Here is a 23,145-nt window from a genome sequence, read left to right as displayed (position 1 = left end):
AAAGGACGAGGACGATGACAAAAGAAACCATGACGGGTGCGCCGCACCTGCGGGGAGAGCGGACATGACGGAAGTGGGCATTTCACTCAGCGGCGTGGCCGTGGCCCTGCTGTTCGCCGCCTGGAGTTCGCACCGCTCCCGCTGCGAGCGGCGCGATGTCGTGCTGCTGACGATGCTGGGCACGGCCCTGGGCTTGCCGGGCGCGGCTTTGCTGGCACTGTAACGGGGCGCATAAAAAAACGGCAGGCCTTGCGGCCTGCCGTTCTGTTTTAATTTAATATTCCCGGTTTCTGCCGGGATTTTATTTCTTGATTGCTGAGTTTTGACGTCTGACAAAACCGTAGCGAGCGTCAGTGAGGCTCGGCGCCCCCTTGCGGCCGAGAAGCGCAACCGTACTCTAGTACGGTGAGCATCGCCGGCCGCAAAGCGCGACGCGCAGTAGGTTTGGTCTGGCGTTATTCCTCTTCGTACGAGCTGATAGGCGCGCAGCCGCAGAACAGGTTGCGGTCGCCGTACACGTTGTCGGCGCGGCCGACCGGCGGCCAGTATTTGCGCTGGCGCAAGGAAGCGACGGGGTAGGCGGCGATTTCGCGGCTGTACTTGCGTTCCCAGTTGTCCGACATCAATACCTGTGCCGTGTGCGGCGCGTTTTTCAAGGGGTTGTCGTCGTGGTCGAATTCACCGCTGGCGACCTTGGCGATTTCGCCGCGGATGGCGATCATGGCGTCGATGAAGCGGTCGATCTCCACTTTCGATTCGCTTTCCGTCGGCTCGATCATCAGGGTGCCCGGCACGGGGAAGCTCATGGTCGGCGCATGGAAGCCGAAGTCCATCAAACGCTTGGCCACGTCTTCGTTGCTGATGCCGGTGGCGTCCGTGATGGGGCGCAGGTCCAGGATGCACTCGTGCGCGACCAGGCCGTCGTGGCCCGAGTACAGCACGGGGTAGTGCGGCGCCAGGCGGCGCGCGATGTAGTTCGCCGCCAGGATGGCCGTCTCGGTGGCGGCCGTCAAGCCTTCGGCGCCCATCATGGCGATGTACATCCACGAAATCGGCAGGATGCTGGCCGAGCCGAACGGCGCGGCGCTGACGGCGCCGATGCCGGCCACGTCGCGCTGGTAGCCCGAGGAACGCTGGTTCGGCAGGAATTTCGCCAGGTGGGCGCCCACGCCGATCGGGCCGACGCCCGGTCCGCCGCCGCCGTGCGGGATGCAGAAGGTCTTGTGCAGGTTCAGGTGCGACACGTCGCCGCCAAACGAGCCTGGAGCGGCCACGCCGACCAGCGCGTTCATGTTGGCGCCGTCGATGTAGACCTGGCCGCCGTGCGAGTGGATGATTTCGCACAGTTCCTGGATGCCTTCCTCAAACACGCCGTGGGTGGATGGGTAAGTCACCATCACGCAGGCCAGGTTGGCGCTGTGCTTTTCCGCTTTCGCCTTCAGGTCGGCCAGGTCCACGTTGCCGTTGGCGTCGCAGCTGGTGACGACCACCTGCATGCCGACCATATTGGCCGATGCGGGGTTGGTGCCGTGCGCCGACGAGGGAATCAGGCAGATGTTGCGGTGGCCTTCGCCGCGCGACTCGTGATAGGCCTTGATCACCAGCAGACCCGCGTACTCGCCCTGCGAGCCGGCGTTCGGCTGCAGCGAGACGGCGGCGTAGCCCGTCAAGGCGCACAGCATTTCTTCCAGCTGCGAGATCATTTCGCGGTAGCCCACGGTTTGCGCGTCCGGCGCGAACGGGTGGATGTTCGAAAATTCCGGCCAGGTGACGGGGATCATTTCGCTCGTCGCGTTCAGCTTCATGGTGCACGAACCGAGCGGGATCATGGTGCGGTCCAGCGCCAGGTCCTTGTCGGCCAGGCTGCGCAGGTAGCGCAGCATTTCGTGTTCCGAGTGGTAGCTGTTGAAGACGGGGTGGGTCAGGTAGGCGCTTTCGCGCGCCAGGCTGGCCGGCAGGGCGCTGGTCACATTGGCTTCGACGCTGTCCAGGTCAGGCGCGGCAGGCGCGTTGGCCACGCCGTCGGCGAACACCTTCCACAGCAGCGCGATATCGTCGCGCGTCGTGGTTTCGTCCAGCGACAGGCCGACGTGGGTGGCATCGACCTTGCGCAGGTTGACGCCGTGCTTCAGGGCCGCCGCGTGCAGCTTGTCCGCGTCGGCGACGTTGACCGTCAGGGTGTCGAAGTAGGTGGCGTTGGCGATGCCGTAGCCCAGGGTCTTCAGGTTGGCCGCCAGCACGCCCGTAAAGCGGTGCACGCGCTGGGCGATCTGCAGCAGGCCGGCAGGGCCGTGGTAGACGGCGTACATGGAAGCCATCACGGCCAGCAGCACTTGCGCCGTGCAGATGTTCGACGTCGCTTTTTCGCGGCGGATATGCTGTTCGCGCGTCTGCAGGGCCAGGCGGTACGCCTTGTTGCCTTGCGCATCGACGGTCACGCCCACCAGGCGGCCGGACATATTGCGCTTGAATTCATCGCGCGTGGACAGGTAGCCCGCGTGCGGGCCGCCGAAGCCGAGCGGCACGCCGAAGCGCTGGCTGTTGCCGACGACGACGTCGGCGCCCCATTCGCCCGGTGGCGTGAGCATGGTCAGGGCCAGCAGGTCGGCCGCGACGATGACCATGGCGCCATTCGCGTGCAGTTTTTCCACGCCGGCGCGGTAGTCGCGCACGACGCCGTTCACGCCAGGGTATTGCAGCAGCACGCCGAAGCAGGCGTCCAGCGATTCGATTTCCGAAGGATCAAACGTACGCACGTCGATGCCGATCGGCTGGGCGCGCGTCTGCACCACTTCCAGGGTTTGCGGCAGCACGTCGCTGGCCACGTACAGCACGTTCGACTTCGATTTGCCCACGCGCTGGATCAGGGTCATCGCCTCGGCGGCGGCCGTGCCTTCGTCCAGCATCGAGGCGTTCGCGATGCCCATGCCGGTGAGGTCGGTGATCACTTGCTGGAAGTTCAGGATCGCTTCCAGGCGGCCTTGCGAAATCTCGGGCTGGTAAGGCGTGTAGGCCGTGTACCAGGCGGGATTTTCAAAGATGTTGCGCAAAACGACACCGGGCGTGAAGGTGTTGTAGTAGCCTTGGCCAATCAGGGATTTCAAGACCTGGTTCTTGCCGGCGATGGCTTTCAGGCGCGACAGGGCTTCCTGTTCCGGCATCGGCTGCGAGTAGGCGCCCAGGGGCAGGGCGCCCTTGTTGCGGATGTTGGCCGGGACCAGGGCGTCGATCAGCGCGGCGCGCGATGGATAGCCGAGGGTCGCCAGCATGGCTGCTTGTTCGGTGGAAGAAGGGCCGATGTGGCGGGCGATGAAGGCATCGCGTGCTTCGAGTTGGGTCAGGCTGGTGCGGGTCATGATATAGAGGCCAAAAAAGACTGAAAAACCGGGATGCGGCGCACGGGCGCAGCGCAGAAAAAATGCAAACGGGCCGCGAAAGCGGCCCGTGAGTCAAACGCGATTACGCGCCGGTGGTGGCGCCATAGGCGGCAGCGTCGAGCAAGCCGTCCAGGGCCGACACGTCGGCTGGCTTGATCTTGAACAGCCAGTTGGCGTAGGCGTCGGCGTTGATCGACTCCGGCGAGTTGACCACGTCGTCGTTGACGGCCACGACTTCGCCGGCGATCGGCGCGTAGATGTCGCTCGCTGCCTTGACCGATTCCACCACGGCGGCGTCGTCGCCGGCGCCATAGGTATTGCCCACGGTTGGCAGCTCGACGAAGACGATGTCGCCCAGGGCGTCCTGCGCGTATTCGGTGATGCCGACGGTGATGGTGCCGTCGCCTTCAAGGCGTACCCATTCGTGGGAAGCGGTGTACTTCAGGTCTGCAGGAATGTTCATGTGTGGCTCCAGATGGTAAGTGTTCGTTATTGATTATGGTTGTACGGTCTTGCGGGCGGCTCTAATACGCTTACGCAGCCAGGATTTTACCGTTACGCACGAAAGGCAGCTTGACGACGGAAGCGGCCAGCTGCTTGCCGCGGATTTCCACGTGCACGGTGTCGCCCACGGCCACGCCGTTCGGCACGCGCGCCAGGGCGATCGCTTCCTGCATCGTCGGGCTGAAGGTGCCGCTGGTGATTTCGCCCGTGGCGTCGCTGCCGGCGATGATGACTTTCTGATGCGCGCGCAGCACGCCGCCTTTTTCGCGCAGGATCAGGCCGACGAATTGCGCGTTCTGGCCCTTGGCCTGCAGGGCGGCCTTGCCGGTGAAATCGCGTTCGCTGACCAGGTCGATGGTCCATGCCAGGCCTGCGTCGAGCGGGTTGACGCTTTCGTCCATGTCCTGGCCGTACAGATTCATGCCCGCTTCCAGGCGCAGGGTGTCGCGTGCGCCCAGGCCGGCCGGCTTGACGCCGGCGGCGGCCAGCGCGTTCCACAGCGCTTCCACCTGGGTGGCGGCCACGCCGATTTCAAAGCCGTCTTCGCCCGTGTAGCCGGTGCGCGCCAGCATGACTTCGCCGAAGGCAGTGTCCTTGACGATGACGACGTTGAAGGGCTTGATTGCTTCCGAGGCCGCCTGCGTTTCCGGCAGCACCTGCCACACCTTGGCGCGCGCGTTCGGGCCTTGCACGGCCACCAGGGCCATGGCGTCGTTGCCGTCGCGGCGCTGGGTGATCGTCAGGCCGCTGTTGCTGGCCGTGTTTTGCTGCTGCATCCAGGCCACGTCTTTTTCCGCCGTGCCCGCGTTGACGACGAGGCGGAACCAGTTTTCATTGAAGAAGTAGACGATCAGGTCATCGATGACGGTACCTTCGGCATTCAACATGCACGAGTACAGCGCCTTGCCCGACACTTGCAGCTTGTCGACGTTGTTGGCCAGCAGGCCGCGCAGGAAAGCGCGCACGTTCGGGCCTTCGATGTCGACCACGCACATGTGCGACACGTCGAACATGCCGGCATCGCCGCGCACGGCGTTGTGTTCTTCGATTTGCGAGCCGTAGTTGACGGGCATGTCCCAGCCGCCGAAATCGACCATGCGGGCGCCGAGGGCACGGTGGGCGTTGTTGAGTGGGGTCGCTTTGAGCGTCATGGATTCCTCGGGACGAAGGTAAAAGGGGAGTTAACAAAACATAGAATAGCCAAACACGGCTTTCCAGCGTGATCACTGACCCCCCTGTCCTTTGTACCTGAGAGATTACGGGGGCTTGCCCCGTGCGCCCCTTCGGTGGGCCGCCGGCGTCACGCCGCGGCCGCTCTCCAGAGTTGAGCTAAAGATGTCGCCAAAGCAACAGCTTCAGTCCGCCTGATCGGTCCTTTTGCCTGAGAGTTTTTGGGTAGTGCCCCTTCGGCGGCAACGCTGGGTTGCCCTCTCCCGATCAAGTGGGAGGAATATATGCCAGCAGGGTAGTTCTGTCAATCTGTAACGACGCGGCGCGGGTGCGGCAAAAGCGCCGCCAAAGGCCCTGTTGGCGGGGTCTGGCCCTGTGCAAAAGGGCGCCCGGCCGCGCAGGAATGCGCTATCATGAAATCCTGGCTTTCTCGCGGGTGCCTGCCATGAACAGTACGCAAAACGAGACACAAAACAACACCGAGCAGCACGGTTACTTCACCCTCTCCGGCGACGTCAACAGCGACATGGTGCGGCGCGTCTTCAACGCCGCGGCCGACATCACGGAAGACAAGCTCACCACGGCGCACATCCTGATCCAGTCGAACGGCGGTTATGTCAGCGATGGCATCTGTCTGTACAACTTCCTCAGCAAGTTGCCGCTTGACATCATTACCTACAACGGCGGCGCCGTGGCTTCCATCGCCGTGACCCTGTTCCTCGCGGGACGCCAGCGCCATGCCAGCGACACGGCCCGCTTCATGGTGCACAAGTCGCACGCGACGGCCTCGCCCGGTTCCCGGCCCGATGCGCTCAGCATCATCGTCGAAGGCTTACGCGCCGACGACATGCGTACCGAGCGCATCCTGCGCAGCCACGTCAGCCTCACGGAAGAGCAGTGGCAGGTGCATGCGTATTCCGACCTGCACCTGACGGCCGAGCAGGCGCTGGAAGTGGGCATGATTTCCTCCATTTGCGATTTCGCGCCGCCCAAGGGCAAGCGCCTGACGAATATCTGAGGCGCCCCGCCATCCCTGACGTTGTTTCTTTGCGGTAATTTAAGGGGCGGAAATTGTAATGGAATGTAATTCTTGCCTGCTGTTGATGAAAACCCGGGCGCAAGCAGGGGCAGTCATGGCATAGTGCAAGCTGATCATGAAATAAATGCAGGCACGATGACTTGGTGGAACGGGATTTCTTTTGCGGCCGATATGTCCGTGATGGGGCCGGCGGGCGTGGCGATTGCCGTGTGGCTGCTGGTGTCGCGGCAGTGGAAGCTGGTGCTGGCCTGGAGCCTGTGGTACGGCGGCGGCCTGGCCCTCGTCGTGCTGTCCAAACTGGCCTTCATGAGCTGGGGCGTGGGCAGCAGCGCGCTGGACTTTACCGGCTTCAGCGGCCACGCCATGCGCGCGGGCGCCGTGTTCCCCGTGCTGATGTACGTGCTGCTGCAGCAGGCGGACGGGCGCTGGCGCCAGGCCGGCGTGCTCGTCGGCCTGGCCTTTGCCGTGCTGGTGGCCATATCGCGCGTGCTCGTGCATGCGCATAGCGTCTCCGAAGCCGTCAGCGGCTGCGTGCTGGGGCTGGCCGTGGCGCTCGGTTTCATGCGCAGCGCCCGCGGTGCCGTGAACATCGCCGTCAGCCATGCGCTGGCCTTGGCCAGCCTGGCGCTGATGGTGCTGCTCAGCTTCAAGGCCGAACCCATGCCCACCGAGCAGTGGCTGCAAAAACTGGCCATGGTGCTGTCCGGCCATGAGCGCGTTTTTTCCCGCGCGGACTGGAAACTGGCGCAGGATGGCCGTCCAGCCCCGTGACGTGCTGCCGGCCGCCGCCTGACGCTGCTGTTTTTTGGCCAGAAAAGCAGCGGGAAATGGTATGATGAACCACTTTTTCGCGGTGAGTGGCCAGGCTGCCGTCGCAATGGTGACCGCGGTGACCATGAAGTGTATATGAACCGGGTTCACCCATAAATCAAATGCCAGCATAGGCCAGGAACTCTAAAACACGTGCGTCTCTCTTCCATCAAGTTGTCGGGATTTAAGTCTTTCGTCGATCCCACCAATTTTCAGGTGCCAGGCCAGCTCGTGGGCGTGGTCGGACCTAACGGCTGCGGCAAGTCGAACATCATCGACGCCGTGCGCTGGGTGCTGGGCGAATCGAAAGCGTCGGAATTGCGCGGCGAGTCGATGCAGGACGTCATTTTCAACGGCTCCACGCATCGCAAGCCCGCCGGGCGCGCGTCCGTGGAACTGGTGTTCGACAACAACGATGGCAAGGCATCCGGCCAGTGGGGCCAGTACGCCGAGATCGCCGTCAAGCGCACCCTGACGCGCGACGGCACGTCCACCTATTACATCAACGGCCAGCCCGTGCGCCGGCGCGACATCCAGGACATCTTCCTCGGCACGGGCCTGGGTCCGCGCGCCTACGCCATCATCGGCCAGGGCATGATTTCGCGCATCATCGAATCGCGCCCCGAGGAATTGCGCGTCTTCCTGGAAGAAGCGGCCGGCGTCTCCAAGTACAAGGAACGCCGCCGCGAGACGGAAAACCGCTTGCAGGATACGCGCGAGAATTTGCTGCGCGTGGAAGACATCTTGCGCGAACTCAATGCCAACCTGGAAAAGCTCGAAGCGCAGGCGGCCGTCGCCACCCGCTTCCACGCCTTGCAGGCGGACCAGGAAGAAAAGCAGAAGCTGCTGTGGCTGCTGCGCAAGAACGAGGCGCAGAACGAGCAGACGCGCTATTTCCGCGAAGTGGAACAGGCGCAGACGGACCTGGAAGAACAGACGGCCAAGCTGCGCAACGTGGAACTGACCCTGGAGCAGATGCGCCAGGCGCACTTTGCCGTGGGCGACCGCCTGCATACGGCGCAAGGCCATCTGTACCAGACGAATGCGGAAATCGGCAGCCTGGAAGCGCAGATCAAGTTCGTCATCGAGTCGCGCGCCCGCCTGCAGGCCCAGCTGGCCACCCTGACGGCCCAGCGCGACCAGTGGAACAGCCAGGGCGGCGAATACCAGGAACAGATCGAGGAAGCGGAATTCCACCTCGAGGAACTGGCCGCCAAGGTAGAACAGTCGCAGATGATGGCCGAGCAGAAGGGCGAGCAATTGCCCGAGCTGGACGCCGCCTGGCGCGCCGCGCAGCACAAGAGCACGGAATCGCGGGCGAAAATTATGCAGGCCCAGCAGCAGCTGGAACTGGAATCGGCGCACCAGCGCAACGCGTCGAACATCCTGGCCAGCCTGTTGACGCGGCGCGAGCGCCTGCAACAGGAAAAGAACAGTCTCAGCCTGCCCGACAGCAGCCACCTGGAAAACCTGAAGCTGCAGCTGGAAGAAAAACAGCAGGCGCTGGAAGAGCAGGGCTTCTATCTGGAAGAGGCGCTGGAGCAGCAGCCCAAGCTGGAGCAGGAGCGGGCCGAGGCGCAGGCGCAAGTCAATGCCGAGACGGCGGCGAATGCCCAGCTGGAAGCGCGTCTTTCCGCTTTGAAACAATTGCAGGAACGGGTGCAGACCCAGGGCAAGGTCCAGCCCTGGCTGAAAAAGCACGAGCTCGACACCTTGCCGCGCCTGTGGCAAAAGCTGCAGATCGATGCGGGCTGGGAAGCGGCCATGGAATCGATCCTGCGCGAGCGCACGTCGGCCCTGCAGCTGTCGAACATCGACTGGGCCAAGGCCTTCTTTGCCGACGCGCCGCCCGCCAAGCTGGCCCTGTACGCGCCGTCCACCGTGGCGCCGCTGCCGATGCCGGAAGTGGCGGGACTGAAACCCTTCCTGAATTTGCTGAAACTCAACGATCCGGGCTTGCGCGGCCTGCTGCAGGATTGGCTGTACAACGCCTACGCCGTGGAAGACGCGGCCGAGGCGCTGGCCGAGCGGGGCAAGCTGCCGCCGGGCGGCTATTTCGTCACGCGGCTTGGCCACGTGGTGACGGCCACCAGCGTGCGCTTCTATGCGGCCGATTCGGAGCAGGAAGGCATGCTGGGCCGCCAGCAGGAAATCGACAACATCGGCAAACAGTTGCGCGCCCAGCAATTGCTGGCCGAAGAGGCGCGCGCCCGCTCCGTGCGGGCCGACGCGGCCGTGGGCACCCTGACGCGCAACCTGTCCGACTTGCGCCTGCGCATACAGCAGCTGACGTCGTCCGTGCATACCTTGCAGCTGGACGTGGTGAAACTGTCGGAAGTGGAAGCGCGCTTCAACCAGCGCAGCACGCAGATCGGCGCCGACCTGGCGGAAATCGCCGCGCAGGAAGCGGAACAGATGCAGACCAAGCTGGAATCGGAAGAGAAATTCGAGCAGCTGGACATGGAACTGGGCAACTTGCAGGAAGCCCACGAAGACGGCCATACGGATTTCCTGCAGAAGGAACAGCGCCTGGCCGAGGCACGCGAAGCCTTGCGCGACCTGGAGCGGGCCGCCAAGGATACGGAATACGCGGAAAAAGCCCACCGCGCGAAGATCGAGGAATTGCGCCGCAACATCGCCACGGCCAGTACGCAGGCCCAGCAGGTGACGGCCAGCCTGCAGGCGGGCGAACTGGAACTGGCGAATCTGGAAAGCGGCGCGGCCGCCGACGGCTTGCAGGACTTGCTCGAGCGCCGCACGACGCAGGAGCGGGCGCTGGCGGACGCACGCCACGAGCTGGACCAGATCACGCAGCAGCTGCGCCTGTCCGAAGATGCGCGCACGCAGTCGGAACGCAGCCTGCAGCCGCAGCGCGACAAGATCATGGAAATGCAGCTCAAGGAACAGGCCGCGCGCCTGAACCAGGAGCAATTCGCCCAGCAACTGCTGGAATCGGGCGCCGACGAGGCCGCCCTGACGGAGAAATTGCATCCGGACATGCGTCCATCGTACCTGCAGGGCGAAGTGACGCGCCTGACGAATGCCATCACGGCCCTGGGCGCCGTCAACCTGGCCGCGCTGGACGAGCTGGCGCAGGCGTCCGAGCGCAAGAATTTCCTCGACGCCCAGAATGCCGACCTGACGGAAGCGATCAACACCCTGGAAGACGCGATCCACAAGATCGACAAGGAAACGCGCGACTTGCTGCAAGACACGTTCGACAAGGTCAACCACCACTTTTCCGAGCTGTTCCCCATTCTGTTCGGCGGCGGCCAGGCCAGACTCACCATGACGGGCGACGAGATTCTCGATTCCGGTGTACAAGTCATGGCTCAGCCGCCTGGCAAGAAAAATGCCACCATCCACCTGTTGTCAGGTGGAGAGAAGGCGCTGACCGCGACGGCATTGGTGTTTTCCATGTTCCGCCTGAATCCGGCGCCGTTCTGTCTGCTCGACGAAGTCGATGCACCGCTGGACGATTCGAACACGGAGCGCTTCTGCCGCATGGTCAAGCGCATGTCCGACCAGACCCAATTCCTTTTCATTTCGCATAACAAGATTGCGATGGAAATGGCCCATCAATTGATCGGTGTGACGATGCAGGAGCAAGGCGTATCGCGCATCGTGGCGGTGGACATGGAGTCCGCCGCAAATTTTGCTACCGAGGCACAAGCAGCATGACAGACTTACAAATTACCTTGTTCGGCGCCGGCGGCGTCTTTATCGTCGGTGTTTTCTCCTACAACAAATGGCAGGAATACAAGGCCAAGAAAAGCGTGGAGCGGGCCTTTTCCACCGACCACGACGACGTGCTGATGCGCGAAGGCGAATCGCCCGTCGCCGATGCCCAGGAACCCGTGCTGCGCCAGGAGCCGCGCTTCGATACGGCGCCAGCGGCGCCCGCCGTCAAGGCGGAACCGTCGTTCGGCGCGCCGCCCCCTGTCGCCGTGGCCGATGCTCCCGTGCACGCGGAACCGTCGCTGGGCGATGCGCCCGCCGAATCCGTCCCCGTGGCCGCGCCGGCCGCGCCGCCCGTGCAGGAAGTGAGCGCCGCCAGCGAACAGGCGACCAGCCTGGTCGACCCGCTGATCGACTGCCTGCTGCCCCTGTCGCTGGAAGCGCCCGTGCGCGGCGACAAGATCCTGCCCGTGCTGCAAACCCTGCGCCTGGTGGGCAACAAGCCCGTGCACTTCATTGGTTTGCACGTGAATGGCGACTGGGAACCGATCACGCATGGCGGTGTCTACACGAAGATGCAGGGCGGCGTGCAGCTGGCCAGCCGCAGCACGGCCCTGAATGAACTGGAATACTCGGAACTGGTCACGCGCCTGCGCGGCGTGGCCGACGACATCGGCGCCGAGCCGGAAGTGCCGGACATGATGGAAGTGATGGCCGAAGCGCGCAATCTGCACCGCTTCGTCGCCGGCCACGATGCCCAGCTGGGCGTCAACCTGCACACGAACGGTGCGCCGTGGGCCATTTCCACCCTGCTCGTTGCGCTGGAGAAACAAGGCTTCGACGTGCGTCCGGACGGCCGTTTCGTCATGCCCGATGGCGACGGCGGCTACCTGTTCTCGCTGTCGACCAACGTCACCCTGGCCGAGGAAACCACGCCCCGATTGACCCTGCTGCTGGACGTGCCCTGCGTGGCGCCCGCGCGCGACGGTTTCGGCGCCATGGTCGCCTGCGCCAAGGCGCTGGTGGGCCGCCTGGACGCCACCATCGTCGACGACTACAACCAGGCCCTGTCGGACGCGGCGCTGGCCGAGATCGCCGGCCAGGTGCAAGAGTTTTACCAGGAAATGGACGCGGCCGACATCCCGGCCGGTTCCACCCGCGCCCTGCGTTTATTTAGCTGAAGAATCCCGCAACAATGACCGATCTGACCAACCAGGACGCCGCCAGCCGCGTCCTGGCACTCACCGCCGAACTCAACCGGCACCTGCACGCCTACCACGTGCTCGACAATCCCACCATTCCCGACGCCGAGTACGACCTGCTGTTCGCCGAACTGCAGGCGCTGGAAGCGGCCCACCCGGAGCTGCGCGCGCCCGATTCGCCCACCCTGCGCGTGGGGGCGGCGCCCCTGCCGCAATTCGAGCAAGTCACGCACACGGTGCCGATGTTGTCGCTGAACAATGGTTTCACCGATGACGATATCGTCAATTTCGACCGCCGCGTGCGCGAAGGCCTGGAACTCGATGGTGAAGAGGTCGCATATGCGGCCGAAGTGAAATTCGATGGCCTGGCCATCAACCTGCGCTATGAGCACGGCCTGTTCGTGCAGGCCGCCACGCGCGGCGACGGCGCCACGGGCGAGGACGTGACGGCGAATATCCGCACCATTTCCGGCATCCCCCTGCGCCTGCATGGCGGGAACGTCCCGGCCCTGCTCGACGTGCGCGGTGAAGTGATGATGTTCAAGGCGGACTTTGCCCGCCTGAACGAGCGCCAGCGCGAGGCGGGCCAGAAGGAATTCGCCAACCCCCGCAACGCGGCGGCCGGCAGCCTGCGCCAGCTCGATTCGCGCATCACGGCGCAGCGCAAGCTGCGTTTCTACGCCTACGGCATCGGCGCCCTCGACGGCGCGGCCATGCCCGTGTCCCATTCGGCCCTGCTGGACTGGTACGAGACCCTGGGCATTCCCGTGTCGTCCGAACGCCGTGTGGTGCGCGGCGCACAGGGCTTGCTGGATTACTATGCCGACATCGGCGCGCGGCGTCCTGCCTTGCCGTATGAAATCGACGGCGTCGTCTACAAGGTCAACGCGACGGAAGACCAGCAGGAGCTGGGCTTTGTCTCGCGCGCGCCGCGTTTTGCGCTGGCGCACAAGTTTCCCGCCGAAGAGGCGCTGACGCAGGTGCTGGGCATCGACATCCAGGTGGGCCGCACGGGCGCCATGACCCCCGTGGCGCGCCTGGCGCCCGTGTCCGTCGGCGGCGTGACGGTGACCAACGCCACCTTGCACAATGAAGACGAAGTGCTGCGCAAGGATGTGCGCGTGGGCGATACCGTCATCGTGCGCCGCGCCGGCGACGTGATCCCGGAAGTGCTGTCCGTCGTGCTGGAGCGGCGTCCGGAACCGGCGCCGCTGCCGTTCAAGATGCTGGAGCGCTGTCCCGTCTGCGATTCCCACGTCGTGCGGGAAGAGGGCGAGGCCATCGCCCGCTGCTCGGGAGGCCTGTTCTGCTCGGCCCAGCGCAAGGAAGCGTTCCGCCATTTCGCAGGCCGCCGCATGATGGATATCGAAGGCCTGGGGGAACGTTATATCGACACCCTGGTCGAACTGGAATACGTGCATGGTCTGGCAGACCTGTACAGTTTGACCCTGGACAAATTGCTGGAAATGAAGCTGCGCGCGGACGAGCGCGATGGTTCTACGCCTGAAACAGTGCAACAAGGCAAGATTCCCACCAAGTGGGCGGAAAACCTGCTGGCCGGCATAGAGGCCAGCAAGCGGCCGCCGCTGGAGCGTTTCCTGTTCGCGCTGGGCATCCGCCACGTGGGCGAATCGACGGCCAAGACCCTGGCCGAGTGGCTCGGCAGCCTGGATTACGTGCGCCGGGCGCCGGCGGCCCTGTTGCGCGTGCTGCCCGATATCGGCGGCACGGTGGCCGAGTCAATTGCCGGCTTCTTTGCGGAAGAAAAGAACCAGCAGGCATTGGACGCCTTGCTCGGCGCGGGCGTGACGCCGCAAGGCGAACATGCGCCCAGCGCCAAGCTGCGCGCGCAGCTGGAGCAGGCCAAGCTGCTGGCGGCCATCGGCATCCCGAAGCTGACGGAGCCGCGCAGCAAGCAGCTGGTGGAGCGGGGCGTGACCCTGGCCAGCCTGGCGGCACAGGGCGCCAGTTTCCATGCGGGCTTGCCCGCCGCCGTGGCCGAGTCGCTGGCGGCCTGGCTGGCGCAGGAGGCGAATGTCGCTGCGCTGCACCAACTGGACGCCCTGCGCGAGGAATTGCTGTCACAATTGCCGGAACAGGCAGCCGCTGGCGGCAAGCTGGAGGGCAAGACCTTCGTCCTGACGGGCACCTTGCCCAACATGAGCCGCGACGAGGCAGCCGAGCTGATCGAGGCGGCCGGCGGCAAGGTCAGCGGTTCAGTGTCGAAAAAGACCAGTTATGTCGTCGCCGGCGCGGATGCCGGCAGCAAGCTGGCCAAGGCCCAGGATCTGGGCGTGGCTTTGCTCGACGAGGCTGGCTTGCTGGCCTTGCTGGCGCAGGAATAGGGCGCTCATGATCCACGGTCATCGGTATTCATTCAATATTTTGCAGATAGACCCATGAAAAAAATCAGAAAAGCAGTCTTTCCCGTCGCCGGCCTGGGCAGTCGTTTCTTGCCGGCCACCAAGGCGCAGCCGAAGGAAATGCTGCCCATCGTCGACAAGCCCCTGATCCAGTACGCGGTGGAAGAGGCCGTGGCGGCGGGCATCACGGAAATGATCTTCATCACGGGGCGTAACAAGCGCGCCATCGAAGACCATTTCGACACGGCGTACGAACTGGAAACGGAACTGGAAGCGGCCGGCAAGCGCCAGTTGCTGGAAATGGTGCAGAACGTCATTCCCAAGCACATCAATTGCATCTACATCCGCCAGTCGGCACCGCTGGGCCTGGGCCACGCCGTGCTGTGCGCCCGTCCCGTCATCGGCGACGAGCCGTTTGCCGTGCTGCTGGCCGACGACTTCATGGACGTGGAAGAGGGCACCCGGCCCGTGCTGGCGCAGATGGCCGACGTCTTCCAGTACGAAAATTGTTCGCTGCTGGCGGTGCAGGATGTGCCTCGCGCGGAAACCCGGCAATACGGCATCGTCAGCGCCCAGCATTACCAGCCTGACCTGGAGCTCGTGTCGGCCATCGTGGAAAAGCCTGCGCCGGAAGAGGCGCCATCGACCCTGGCCGTCGTGGGCCGCTACGTGCTGAGCAGCCGCATCTTCGATCACCTGGAAAACCTGGGCACGGGAGCCGGCGGCGAAATCCAGCTGACGGACGGCATTGCCGCCCTGATGCGCGAAGAGCGCGTGCTGGCCTACCGCTACGCGGGCCAGCGCTATGACTGCGGCTCCAAGCTGGGCTACCTGAAGGCGACGACGGCGATGGGCATGAAGCATCCGGAAACGGGGGCCGCTTTCCGTGCATACCTGCAACAGCTGCAAACGACGGAGGAGGCGCAATGACGGTACGCCCGATCCTGAAAATGGGCGATCCGCGCCTGCTGCGCATGGCCGAACCCGTGCGCGAATTCGATACGCCCGAATTGCATGCGCTGATCGCCGACATGTTCGACACCATGCATGCCGCCAACGGCGCCGGCCTGGCGGCGCCGCAGATCGGCGTCAACCTGCAGGTGGTGATCTACGGCTTCAAGCAGAACCTGCGCTATCCCGATGCGCCGCAGGTGCCGGAAACCGTGCTCATCAATCCTGTGCTGACGCCTTTGTCGGAGCGCAAGGAAGAGGGTTTCGAGGGCTGTCTGTCCGTGCCGGGGCTGCGCGGCAGCGTGCCGCGCTGGAGCGAGCTGCACTATGAAGGCGTGGACCAGTTCGGCCAGCCCATCAGTCGCGACTGCGACGGTTTCCATGCGCGCGTGGTGCAGCATGAAGTGGACCACCTGCATGGCATTTTGTATCCGATGCGTATCGTTGATTTTACGCAATTCGGTTACACGGACGTCATGTTCCCGGACCTCGACCCGAACGACGACGATTGATTGCTGCGTCACCTGGCGTCTGACCCGGCGGGTCAGACCCAAAATGTTGCTGGCGATAACAGCGAACGAGTACAAAAAATGGCCGCGCAGCATCAGCTGGGCGGCCATTTTTTGTGCGTGCGCAGTTCAGCGTACCTTGCGGCTGCTGCCCAGGTTGTCGAGCAGGGTCTTCAATTCATCCTGCATGGCTTCCGTCAGGTTCAGGAAGCGGCAGCCGATCTGCACCTGCTCGCCCAGCAGGAAGGAGCGGAAGGTGCGCGACAAACGGATTTCCAGGTCGGCAATCATGACCTTGTCCGGCCCTAGTTCCAGGCGCACGCGCGATAGCTTGCGCCCCACGTACAGACCCACCGTATCGCGCGGGTGGGCGCGCATGCCGATGCCGCCGGCGGAAAAATCGTACAGCTGCAATTCGTAGGGACGGCCTTCCAGCACGAAGGCGGCCAGGTAGTACACGCCCAGCGGCGTTTCCAGGCGTGCCGATTCGCGCCGCTCCAGCACCAGGCAATGGCTGGGGAAGTTCGTCAGGTAGACGTTCGGGCGCTCGGGATAGGCTTCCCATTCGCCGTTGATGGTAAATTGCAGCTTGGCGTTTTGCACCCAGGACACAAACGTGGCGCCCCCTGCGGGCAGGGTGGCACCCTCGTTGAGTTCCAGCACGAATTGCGGCAAGTCGTCGTCGACGGACAGGATGCGCGCCATGATGACGTCTTCGCCCCCGGTGGGGTAGATGGAGATGGCGTCGCCATTATCGGCCAGGCTGCACAGGGTTTCGCCGATATCCCACGGATCGCTCATGTGGTGCGGCTTGGTGCCGGGCGCCATCGGCTCGGCCACGTCGGCCAGGCTGGGCGCGCCCTTGCGCAGGGGATTGGGGATGGGATCGTTCACGACGGCGTATCTCTTATGTTCTAATGGGGAATAGTGTATAGGTTCAGAGCAATATTTGCTAACCAAATCACAATAATTATCTTTATATCACTATCTTCCGGCGCTTTTGCCTGTGCCGGCATGCCGCCTGGCATGCCAGGTGGCGCCGGCGCGCTTAAAACTGTTCGTCCGCGCTCAGATAGCGCCATTGGCCTGTCGGCAAGTCGCCCAGCTTGACCTTGCCGATGCGCACGCGTTTCAATCCCAGCACTTTCAGGCCGACGGCTTCGCACATGCGGCGGATCTGGCGTTTCTTGCCTTCGCGCAAGGTAAAGCTCAGCTGGTCTTCATTTTGCCAGCGCACCTTGGCCGGCAACAGCGGCTTGCCGTCCAGCCACAGGCCATGGTTGAGCTTTTTCAATTCGCTGTCGGGCAGGGTGCCGCCCTTGGTGTAGCTGACGCGCACCAGGTATTCCTTGTCGATGTCGGTGTCGTGGCCGATCAGCTGCTTGGCCACGCGGCCGTCCTGGGTCAGCACCAGCAGGCCGACGGAGTCGATGTCCAGGCGGCCGGCTGCCACCAGGCTGCGCAGCTGCGTGGGGTGGAACTGCTCCGGGCTGCGGTCTTCCGCCCAGCGGTTTTCCGCCTTGATCAGGGCCACGGCGGGCGTGTAGCCGTCTTCGGCCTGGCCGCTGACGTAGCCGACGGGTTTGTTGATGAGGACGGTGACGCGCTTCGACTGCTCGGCGGCCGCCTGGCGCTCCACGGTGACGCGCTGGCTGGGGGTGACCTTGCTGCCCAGCTCGGAGACCACCTTGCCATCGACGCGGACCCAGCCGCGTGCGATCCATTCGTCGGCTTCGCGGCGCGAGCACAGGCCCAGTTCGGACATGCGTTTGGACAAGCGTAATAATTCTTCGGTCATGTTGTTTCAGTTTCAGTAAGGGTAGGCGACGCGCGGCAAGCTTACACTTTCAGCGCATCGAGTAAATCGGTTTCCAGCAATATCTGGTTGCGGGCATTGTTGAGCGCGGGGCCGTCGACGAGGAAGACGTCTTCGACCCGCTCGCCCAGGGTCATGATCTTGGCCGTGTGCAGGTTGATGCGGTACTTGGTCAGCACGTTGGCGATCGAGTACAGCAGGCCCGTGCGGTCGTTGGCGGCCACCGACAGCAGGTAGTACTGGCCCTTTTCATCGGGCCGCAAGTCGACGGTCGGCTGGAAGGGGAAGGTGCGCGACAGGCGCGACAGCCGTCCCTTGCCCGGCGGCGGCAGCGGTGCCTGCGACTGCAGCAGCTCGCCCAGTTCGTGCTCGATCAGGCTGATGATGTCGCGGTAGCTCTTGGCAAAATTCTGCTCCGTGACGAGGAAAGTGTCGAGCGCATAGCCGTTCTTCGTCGTGTGGATCTTCGCGTCGAGGATGCTGAAGTTCTTGCGGTCGAAATAGCTGCAGATGCGCGCGAACAGGTCGGGCTGGTCGGGCACGTACACGGCCACCTGCAAGCCTTCGCCGATGGGGGCCAGGCGGCATTTTACCACTGGCAACTTGCTGTCGAGCTTGTCATACAGCGAGCGCGTCTGCCAGGCGATGTCGGAGGCGTCGTGGCGCAGGAAATACGCCACGTCCAGCTGCTGCCACAGCTTCAGATGGGCGTCCGGCGGCAAGCCGTACAGGCGCAGGGTGGCCAGCGCTTCCTGCTGGCGGTTCTTCAGCTCGCGGTCGGCCGTGTGCGGCTCGCCGCCCAGCACGCGCAGGGTGATCTTGTACAGGTCTTCCAGTAATTTCCCTTTCCACGCATTCCACACCTTCGGGCTGGTGCCGCGGATGTCGGCCACCGTCAGCAGGTACAGGCCCGTCAGGTGGCGCTCGTCCTTGACCACCTTGGCGAAGGCGGCGATGACGTCGGGATCGGACAGGTCCTGCTTCTGCGCCACCTGCGACATCGTCAGGTGATTTTCCACCAGGAAGGCGATCAGTTCCGTGTCCTCGGCCGACAGGCCGTGGTCCTGGCAGAACTGGGTGGCGTCGGCCACGCCCAGCTTGGAATGGTCGCCGCCGCGGCCCTTGGCGATGTCGTGGAACAGGGCGGCCACGTACAGCAGCCACGACTGCGAGAAATCGGCCATCAGCTGGCTGCAGAACGGGTATTCGTGCGCGTGCTCGCTCATGGTGAAGCGGCGCATGTTGCGCACCACCATCAGGATGTGCTGGTCGACCGTGTACACGTGGAACAGGTCGTGCTGCATCTGTCCCACGATGCGGCGGAAATTCGGCAGGTAGCGCCCCAGGATGCTCATCTCGTTCATGCGCCGCAGCGCGTGGATGATGCCGACGGGGGCTTGCATGATGCGCAGGAACAGGGCGCGGTTGACGGGGTCCTGGCGGAAGGCGGCGTCGATCTTGAAGCGCGCGTGCCACAGGGCCCGCGTGGCGCGCGACGTCATGCCTTTCAGGGCGGGGCGCTCCGTCATCAGGACGAAAATTTCCAGCATGGAGGAAGGATATTGCTCAAACGTATCGTCGGCACTGATATCGATCAAGCTGTTGACTTCATTGAAGCGCTCGTTGATGGGCACGGCCACGTCGTCCTGCGGAAACAGGCGCGCCTCGATGTTTTGCAGCAGGATCGTGTTGAGCTGCGTCACCGTCTTGGCGGCCCAGTAATAGCGCTGCATGAGAAATTCGCTGGCGCGGCGCATGTGCGGTCCGTTGCCCGTGGCCTGCAGGCCCAGCGATTCGGCGATGGCCGTCTGCACGTCGAACACGAGGCGGTCTTCACGCCGGCCCGCATGCAGGTGCAGGCGCACGCGGATATCCTTGAAGGCGCGCTCCTTTTCCATCAGCTGGCGCGCTTCCGTCAGGGTGATCAGGCCGCCCGTGGCCAGGGTGCGCCAGGAATTGGCCAGGCCCGCCGCCTTGGCCACCCACAGGATCACCTGCAGGTCGCGCAGGCCGCCCGGGCTTTCCTTGCAATTCGGTTCCAGGCTGAAGGCCGTGTCCTCGTACTTGGCGTGGCGCTGGCGCATTTCCGCCGTCTTTGCCTGGAAAAACGCCTGCGGGTCCATGGCCGCGTCGTAACGCTGCTGCAATTGCGCGAACAGTTCCGCATTGCCGCACACGAGGCGCGCTTCGAGCAGGCTGGTCTGCACGGTGATGTCGGCCTTCGATTCGACCATGCATTCATCGACGGTGCGGATGCTGTGGCCGATTTCCAGGCCCAGGTCCCACAGCAGCTGCACCAGTTCCTCGAGCTTTTCCTGCGTGCCGGCGTCCGGCGCCTGCTGCAGCAGGATCAGCAGGTCGACGTCCGAATAGGGAAACAGTTCGCCACGGCCATAGCCGCCCACGCCCACCAGCGCCGTGCCGGGCGGCAACTCCGCTTCCTGCCAGGCGCGCGCCAGCACGCCGTCGACGCTGTGGCGCAGGCTGCGCAGCAGTTTTTCAGGCTTGCCGTCGGCCTGGAAGGCCGCAATGACGACCTGGCGGTCGGCTTTCAGTTGCTGTTTCAGCTGTTCCCGAACTTGCTTTTTCATCTGGGCCCTGGGTGGCGGTGCGTGGGAGGGAGGAATCAGGCCTTGTTCAGGATGAGGGCGGGCGGCGGCGGCATGCCGGGCGACACGGTCAGCACTTCATAGCCCGTTTCCGTCACCAGCACCGTGTGTTCCCACTGCGCCGACAGGCTGCGGTCCTTGGTCTTGATGGTCCAGCCGTCGTTCATTTCGCGGATTTCGCGGCGGCCCGCGTTGATCATGGGCTCGACGGTAAAGATCATGCCCGCTTCCAGGCGCTCCAGGGTGCCTGGCTTGCCGTAATGCAACACTTGCGGTTCTTCATGGAAGACCTTGCCGATGCCGTGGCCGCAGAATTCGCGCACGACGCTGTAGCCGGCCTTTTCCGCGTGTTGCTGGATGGCATGACCGATATCGCCCAGGTGGGCGCCCGGCTTGATCTGGTCTATGCCCAGCCACATGCATTCATAGGTGATTTCCGACAGGCGCTTGGCCAGGATGGTGGGCGTGCCGACGAGGAACATGCGGCTATTGTCGCCGTGGTAACCATCCTTGATGACGGTGATGTCGAGGTTGACGGAGTCGCCGCTCTTGAGGACCTTGTCGCCGGGAATGCCATGGCAGATGACGTCGTTGACGGAGGTGCAGATGGCCTTCGGGTAAGGCGTGTAGCCGGGCGGGCAATAGTTCAGCGGGGCAGGGATGGTGCCTTGCACGTTGACCATGTATTCGTGGCACAGGCGGTCCAGTTCGCCCGTCGTGACGCCCACCTTGACGAAGGGGGTGATGTAGTCGAGTACTTCGGCGCCGAGCTTGCCGGCTACGCGCATGCCTTCGATGTCGGCGGCGGAATTGATACGGATGGTGGACATGATGTAATTCGCAATCTGCAAGATATTCGGGTGAAAAGCACAGACGAATCCTGCTGAGCGAGGAAAAGTCTGCAAATATGTCGAAATTATAAACGAGGCGCCCCTGATGCGCCGCCTCCTTCCTATGGCCGGAGGGGGATTTCAAGGGGAAAGGGCGGCGCCGCCACACCTTGCACCAGCGTGGTGCGCCGGACGCTTTCGCCTGGCGCGCGATTTGCGCCGCGCACTTGATGTCACGGCTATTTCGGTGTAGAATCCCGGGTTGCTTGAATTCTCTTTTAAGCAATGCAGTAAAACAGTGTCTTTAATTTATATAAACACGCGAATCCGGTCGACAAGGGTGCCTGTATGGTGACTGATCGGATTCCAGACCCAACCCTGGAGTTAATAATGTCCGTAACAATGCGCGAAATGCTGGAAGCCGGTGTCCACTTTGGTCACCAAACCCGTTTTTGGAATCCAAAAATGGCACCGTTCATCTTCGGCCATCGCAACAAGATCCACATCATCAACCTGGAAAAAACCATGGCGATGTACCAGGACGCAATGAAGCACGTGCGTCAACTGGCTGCAAACCGTGGCACCATCCTGATGGTTGGCACCAAGCGTCAAGCCCGCGAAATCATCGCTGCTGAAGCACAACGCGCTGGCGTGCCTTTCGTTGATCAACGTTGGTTGGGCGGCATGCTGACCAACTTCAAAACGATCAAAACCTCGATCAAGCGCCTGAAGGACATGGAAGCGATGGTCGAAGACGGTTCGATCGAGAAGCTGTCGAAAAAAGAAGCGCTGATGTTCTCCCGCGAAATGATCAAGCTGCAAAAATCGATCGGCGGCATCAAGGACATGGGCGGCGTTCCTGACGCAATCTTCGTCGTCGACGTCGGCTACCACAAAGGTGCGATCACCGAAGCGGCTAAACTGGGTATCCCGGTCATCGGCGTTGTCGATACCAACCACTCCCCAGAAGGCGTGAACTTCGTGATCCCAGGTAACGATGACTCCTCGAAAGCCATCATGTTGTACGCTCGCGGTGTTGCTGATGCAATCATCGAAGGCCGTGCAGCTGCCGGTAACGAAGTTGTTGAAATGGTTAAAGCAGCCGCTGGCGACGAATTCGTCGAAGTAAACGAACAGGCTTAATGGCCAGGCTGTCGCAAGGCAGCCGTTTGTAAGCACAGCAGTAATGGAAAAGGGGTGGCAGCAGCTCCCCCTTTTTTTTAACAAAAAAACGATAGTGACCGCTGGCAAGGCGCAAGCCCGTGCCGCGACTATCGACTCTCACCGAATCAGGAGAAACACATGGCAGCGATTACAGCAGCGATGGTAGGCGAATTGCGCGGCAAAACCGACGCACCAATGATGGAATGCAAAAAAGCACTGACCGAAGCCGATGGCGACATGGCGCGTGCGGAAGAGATCCTGCGCGTCAAACTGGGCGGCAAGGCATCGAAAGCATCGGCACGCATCACCGCTGAAGGCGTAGTGGCAACCTACATCGCCAATGGCGTGGGCGCCCTGGTCGAAGTGAACTCGGAAACCGACTTCGTTGCGAAAAACGACGACTTCCTGGCGCTGGCAAACAATGCCGCCCGTCTGGTCGCGGAACACAACCCGGCTGACGTAGCTGCCCTGCTGGCCCTGCCACTCGATGGCAAGACCCTGGACGAAGTGCGCGCTGCCCTGATCGGCAAAATCGGCGAAAACATGACCATCCGCCGCTTCCAGCGTTTCGAAACCAGCAACAAGCTGGCGTCGTACCTGCACGGCTCGCGCATTGGCGTGATCGTCGAATTCGACGGCGCCGATGAGCAAGTAGGCAAGGACGTGGCCATGCACATCGCTGCAATGAAGCCAGTGTCGCTGTCGTCGAACGAAGTTCCTGCGGAACTGATCGAAAAAGAGCGTTCGGTTGCCCAACTGAAAGCCGAAGAAGATGCAGCCAAAGCGGCCGCCGAAGGCAAGCCAGCGCAATCGCCGGAAATCCTGGCCAAGCGCCTGGAAGGTTCCGTACAGAAATTCCTGAAAGAAGTTTCCCTGCTGAACCAAGCTTTCGTGAAAAACGACAAGCTGTCGGTTGAGCAAATGCTGAAGGCGGCAAACACCACCGTCAAGGGTTTCGCCATGTACGTCGTGGGCGAGGGCATTGAGAAGAAGCAAGACGACTTCGCAGCAGAAGTCGCAGCACAGATGGCTGCCTCCCAGGGAGCGTAAGTAAAGCGGGCCGAGAGGCCCGTTTTTTTGGCCCGCCCGCACCCGTCGTGCCGGGCGGCGGCATGGGCAGCCC

Annotated in this window: 17 protein-coding genes and 2 riboswitches; of the genes, 10 read left to right on the top strand and 7 right to left on the bottom strand. The window is 63.1% G+C overall.

Annotated features, from left to right (window positions below):
* Positions 1-64: 64 nt before the first annotated feature.
* Complete coding sequence (locus EBS11_RS10060) at positions 65-223, top strand: hypothetical protein (RefSeq protein ID WP_290602434.1); 159 nt, start codon at positions 65-67, stop codon at positions 221-223.
* A gap of 232 nt (positions 224-455) precedes the next feature.
* Here the strand turns inward: EBS11_RS10060 and gcvP are convergent, their stop codons facing one another.
* The 3 genes from gcvP to gcvT all read right to left on the bottom strand — a co-directional run bounded on the left by gcvP (position 456) and on the right by gcvT (position 5,032).
* Positions 456-3,356 (bottom strand): aminomethyl-transferring glycine dehydrogenase, encoded by a 2,901-nt coding sequence (gene gcvP, locus EBS11_RS10055; protein WP_290602432.1) that lies wholly within the window; start codon positions 3,354-3,356, stop codon positions 456-458.
* A gap of 103 nt (positions 3,357-3,459) precedes the next feature.
* On the bottom strand, positions 3,460-3,840 hold the full coding sequence (gcvH, locus tag EBS11_RS10050) for a glycine cleavage system protein GcvH (RefSeq protein WP_077403327.1): 381 nt from the start codon (positions 3,838-3,840) through the stop codon (positions 3,460-3,462).
* Positions 3,841-3,910: 70 nt separating this feature from the next.
* Positions 3,911-5,032, bottom strand: a complete 1,122-nt coding sequence (gene gcvT / locus EBS11_RS10045; protein ID WP_290602429.1) for a glycine cleavage system aminomethyltransferase GcvT — start codon at positions 5,030-5,032, stop codon at positions 3,911-3,913.
* A gap of 74 nt (positions 5,033-5,106) precedes the next feature.
* Positions 5,107-5,213, bottom strand: a riboswitch (glycine riboswitch).
* A gap of 27 nt (positions 5,214-5,240) precedes the next feature.
* A riboswitch (glycine riboswitch) is annotated at positions 5,241-5,327 on the bottom strand.
* A 169-nt stretch (positions 5,328-5,496) separates the two neighbouring features.
* Between gcvT and EBS11_RS10040 the strand changes: the two genes are divergently transcribed.
* From EBS11_RS10040 to def, 7 genes are all read left to right on the top strand, one after another.
* On the top strand, positions 5,497-6,069 hold the full coding sequence (locus EBS11_RS10040; RefSeq protein ID WP_290602426.1) for an ATP-dependent Clp protease proteolytic subunit: 573 nt from the start codon (positions 5,497-5,499) through the stop codon (positions 6,067-6,069).
* A 156-nt stretch (positions 6,070-6,225) separates the two neighbouring features.
* Complete coding sequence (locus tag EBS11_RS10035; RefSeq protein ID WP_290602425.1) at positions 6,226-6,861, top strand: phosphatase PAP2 family protein; 636 nt, start codon at positions 6,226-6,228, stop codon at positions 6,859-6,861.
* A 192-nt stretch (positions 6,862-7,053) separates the two neighbouring features.
* Complete coding sequence (gene smc / locus EBS11_RS10030) at positions 7,054-10,581, top strand: chromosome segregation protein SMC (RefSeq protein ID WP_290602424.1); 3,528 nt, start codon at positions 7,054-7,056, stop codon at positions 10,579-10,581.
* On the top strand, positions 10,578-11,759 hold the full coding sequence (locus EBS11_RS10025; RefSeq protein WP_290602423.1) for a cell division protein ZipA C-terminal FtsZ-binding domain-containing protein: 1,182 nt from the start codon (positions 10,578-10,580) through the stop codon (positions 11,757-11,759). Before smc ends, EBS11_RS10025 begins: the two co-directional genes overlap by 4 nt.
* A gap of 14 nt (positions 11,760-11,773) precedes the next feature.
* Complete coding sequence (gene ligA / locus EBS11_RS10020; protein ID WP_290602422.1) at positions 11,774-14,125, top strand: NAD-dependent DNA ligase LigA; 2,352 nt, start codon at positions 11,774-11,776, stop codon at positions 14,123-14,125.
* Positions 14,126-14,179: 54 nt separating this feature from the next.
* Positions 14,180-15,073: a UTP--glucose-1-phosphate uridylyltransferase GalU gene (gene galU / locus EBS11_RS10015; RefSeq protein WP_290602420.1), complete on the top strand. Its 894-nt coding sequence runs from the start codon at positions 14,180-14,182 to the stop codon at positions 15,071-15,073.
* On the top strand, positions 15,070-15,606 hold the full coding sequence (gene def / locus EBS11_RS10010; protein ID WP_290602418.1) for a peptide deformylase: 537 nt from the start codon (positions 15,070-15,072) through the stop codon (positions 15,604-15,606). Before galU ends, def begins: the two co-directional genes overlap by 4 nt.
* 126 nt (positions 15,607-15,732) lie before the next feature.
* Here the strand turns inward: def and EBS11_RS10005 are convergent, their stop codons facing one another.
* The 4 genes from EBS11_RS10005 to map form a co-directional block, all read right to left on the bottom strand.
* Positions 15,733-16,497, bottom strand: a complete 765-nt coding sequence (locus EBS11_RS10005; RefSeq protein ID WP_290602416.1) for a flagellar brake protein — start codon at positions 16,495-16,497, stop codon at positions 15,733-15,735.
* A gap of 154 nt (positions 16,498-16,651) precedes the next feature.
* Positions 16,652-17,401, bottom strand: a complete 750-nt coding sequence (locus EBS11_RS10000) for a pseudouridine synthase (RefSeq protein ID WP_152252659.1) — start codon at positions 17,399-17,401, stop codon at positions 16,652-16,654.
* Positions 17,402-17,442: 41 nt separating this feature from the next.
* Entirely contained in the window at positions 17,443-20,010 is a 2,568-nt protein-coding gene (locus EBS11_RS09995) for a [protein-PII] uridylyltransferase (protein WP_290602414.1), read from the bottom strand.
* 35 nt (positions 20,011-20,045) lie between these two features.
* Positions 20,046-20,858 carry a type I methionyl aminopeptidase gene (map, locus tag EBS11_RS09990; protein ID WP_076569965.1) on the bottom strand — a complete coding sequence of 271 codons (813 nt, stop codon included), beginning with the start codon at positions 20,856-20,858 and terminating at the stop codon, positions 20,046-20,048.
* Between the two features lie 390 nt (positions 20,859-21,248).
* Here map and rpsB point away from each other — a divergent pair, with 390 nt between their 5' ends.
* Both rpsB and tsf read left to right on the top strand, forming a co-directional pair.
* Positions 21,249-22,001 carry a 30S ribosomal protein S2 gene (rpsB, locus tag EBS11_RS09985; RefSeq protein ID WP_086145236.1) on the top strand — a complete coding sequence of 251 codons (753 nt, stop codon included), beginning with the start codon at positions 21,249-21,251 and terminating at the stop codon, positions 21,999-22,001.
* 159 nt (positions 22,002-22,160) lie between these two features.
* Positions 22,161-23,072, top strand: a complete 912-nt coding sequence (gene tsf, locus EBS11_RS09980; protein WP_131378663.1) for a translation elongation factor Ts — start codon at positions 22,161-22,163, stop codon at positions 23,070-23,072.
* Positions 23,073-23,145 lie beyond the last annotated feature (73 nt).

The organism is Janthinobacterium sp. (assembly GCF_009923995.1).
In the GTDB taxonomy this organism is placed as follows: domain Bacteria; phylum Pseudomonadota; class Gammaproteobacteria; order Burkholderiales; family Burkholderiaceae_D; genus Janthinobacterium.
The sequence above is the reverse complement of the archived record's forward strand: the minus strand, read 5'-3'. Positions and strand labels throughout refer to the sequence as shown.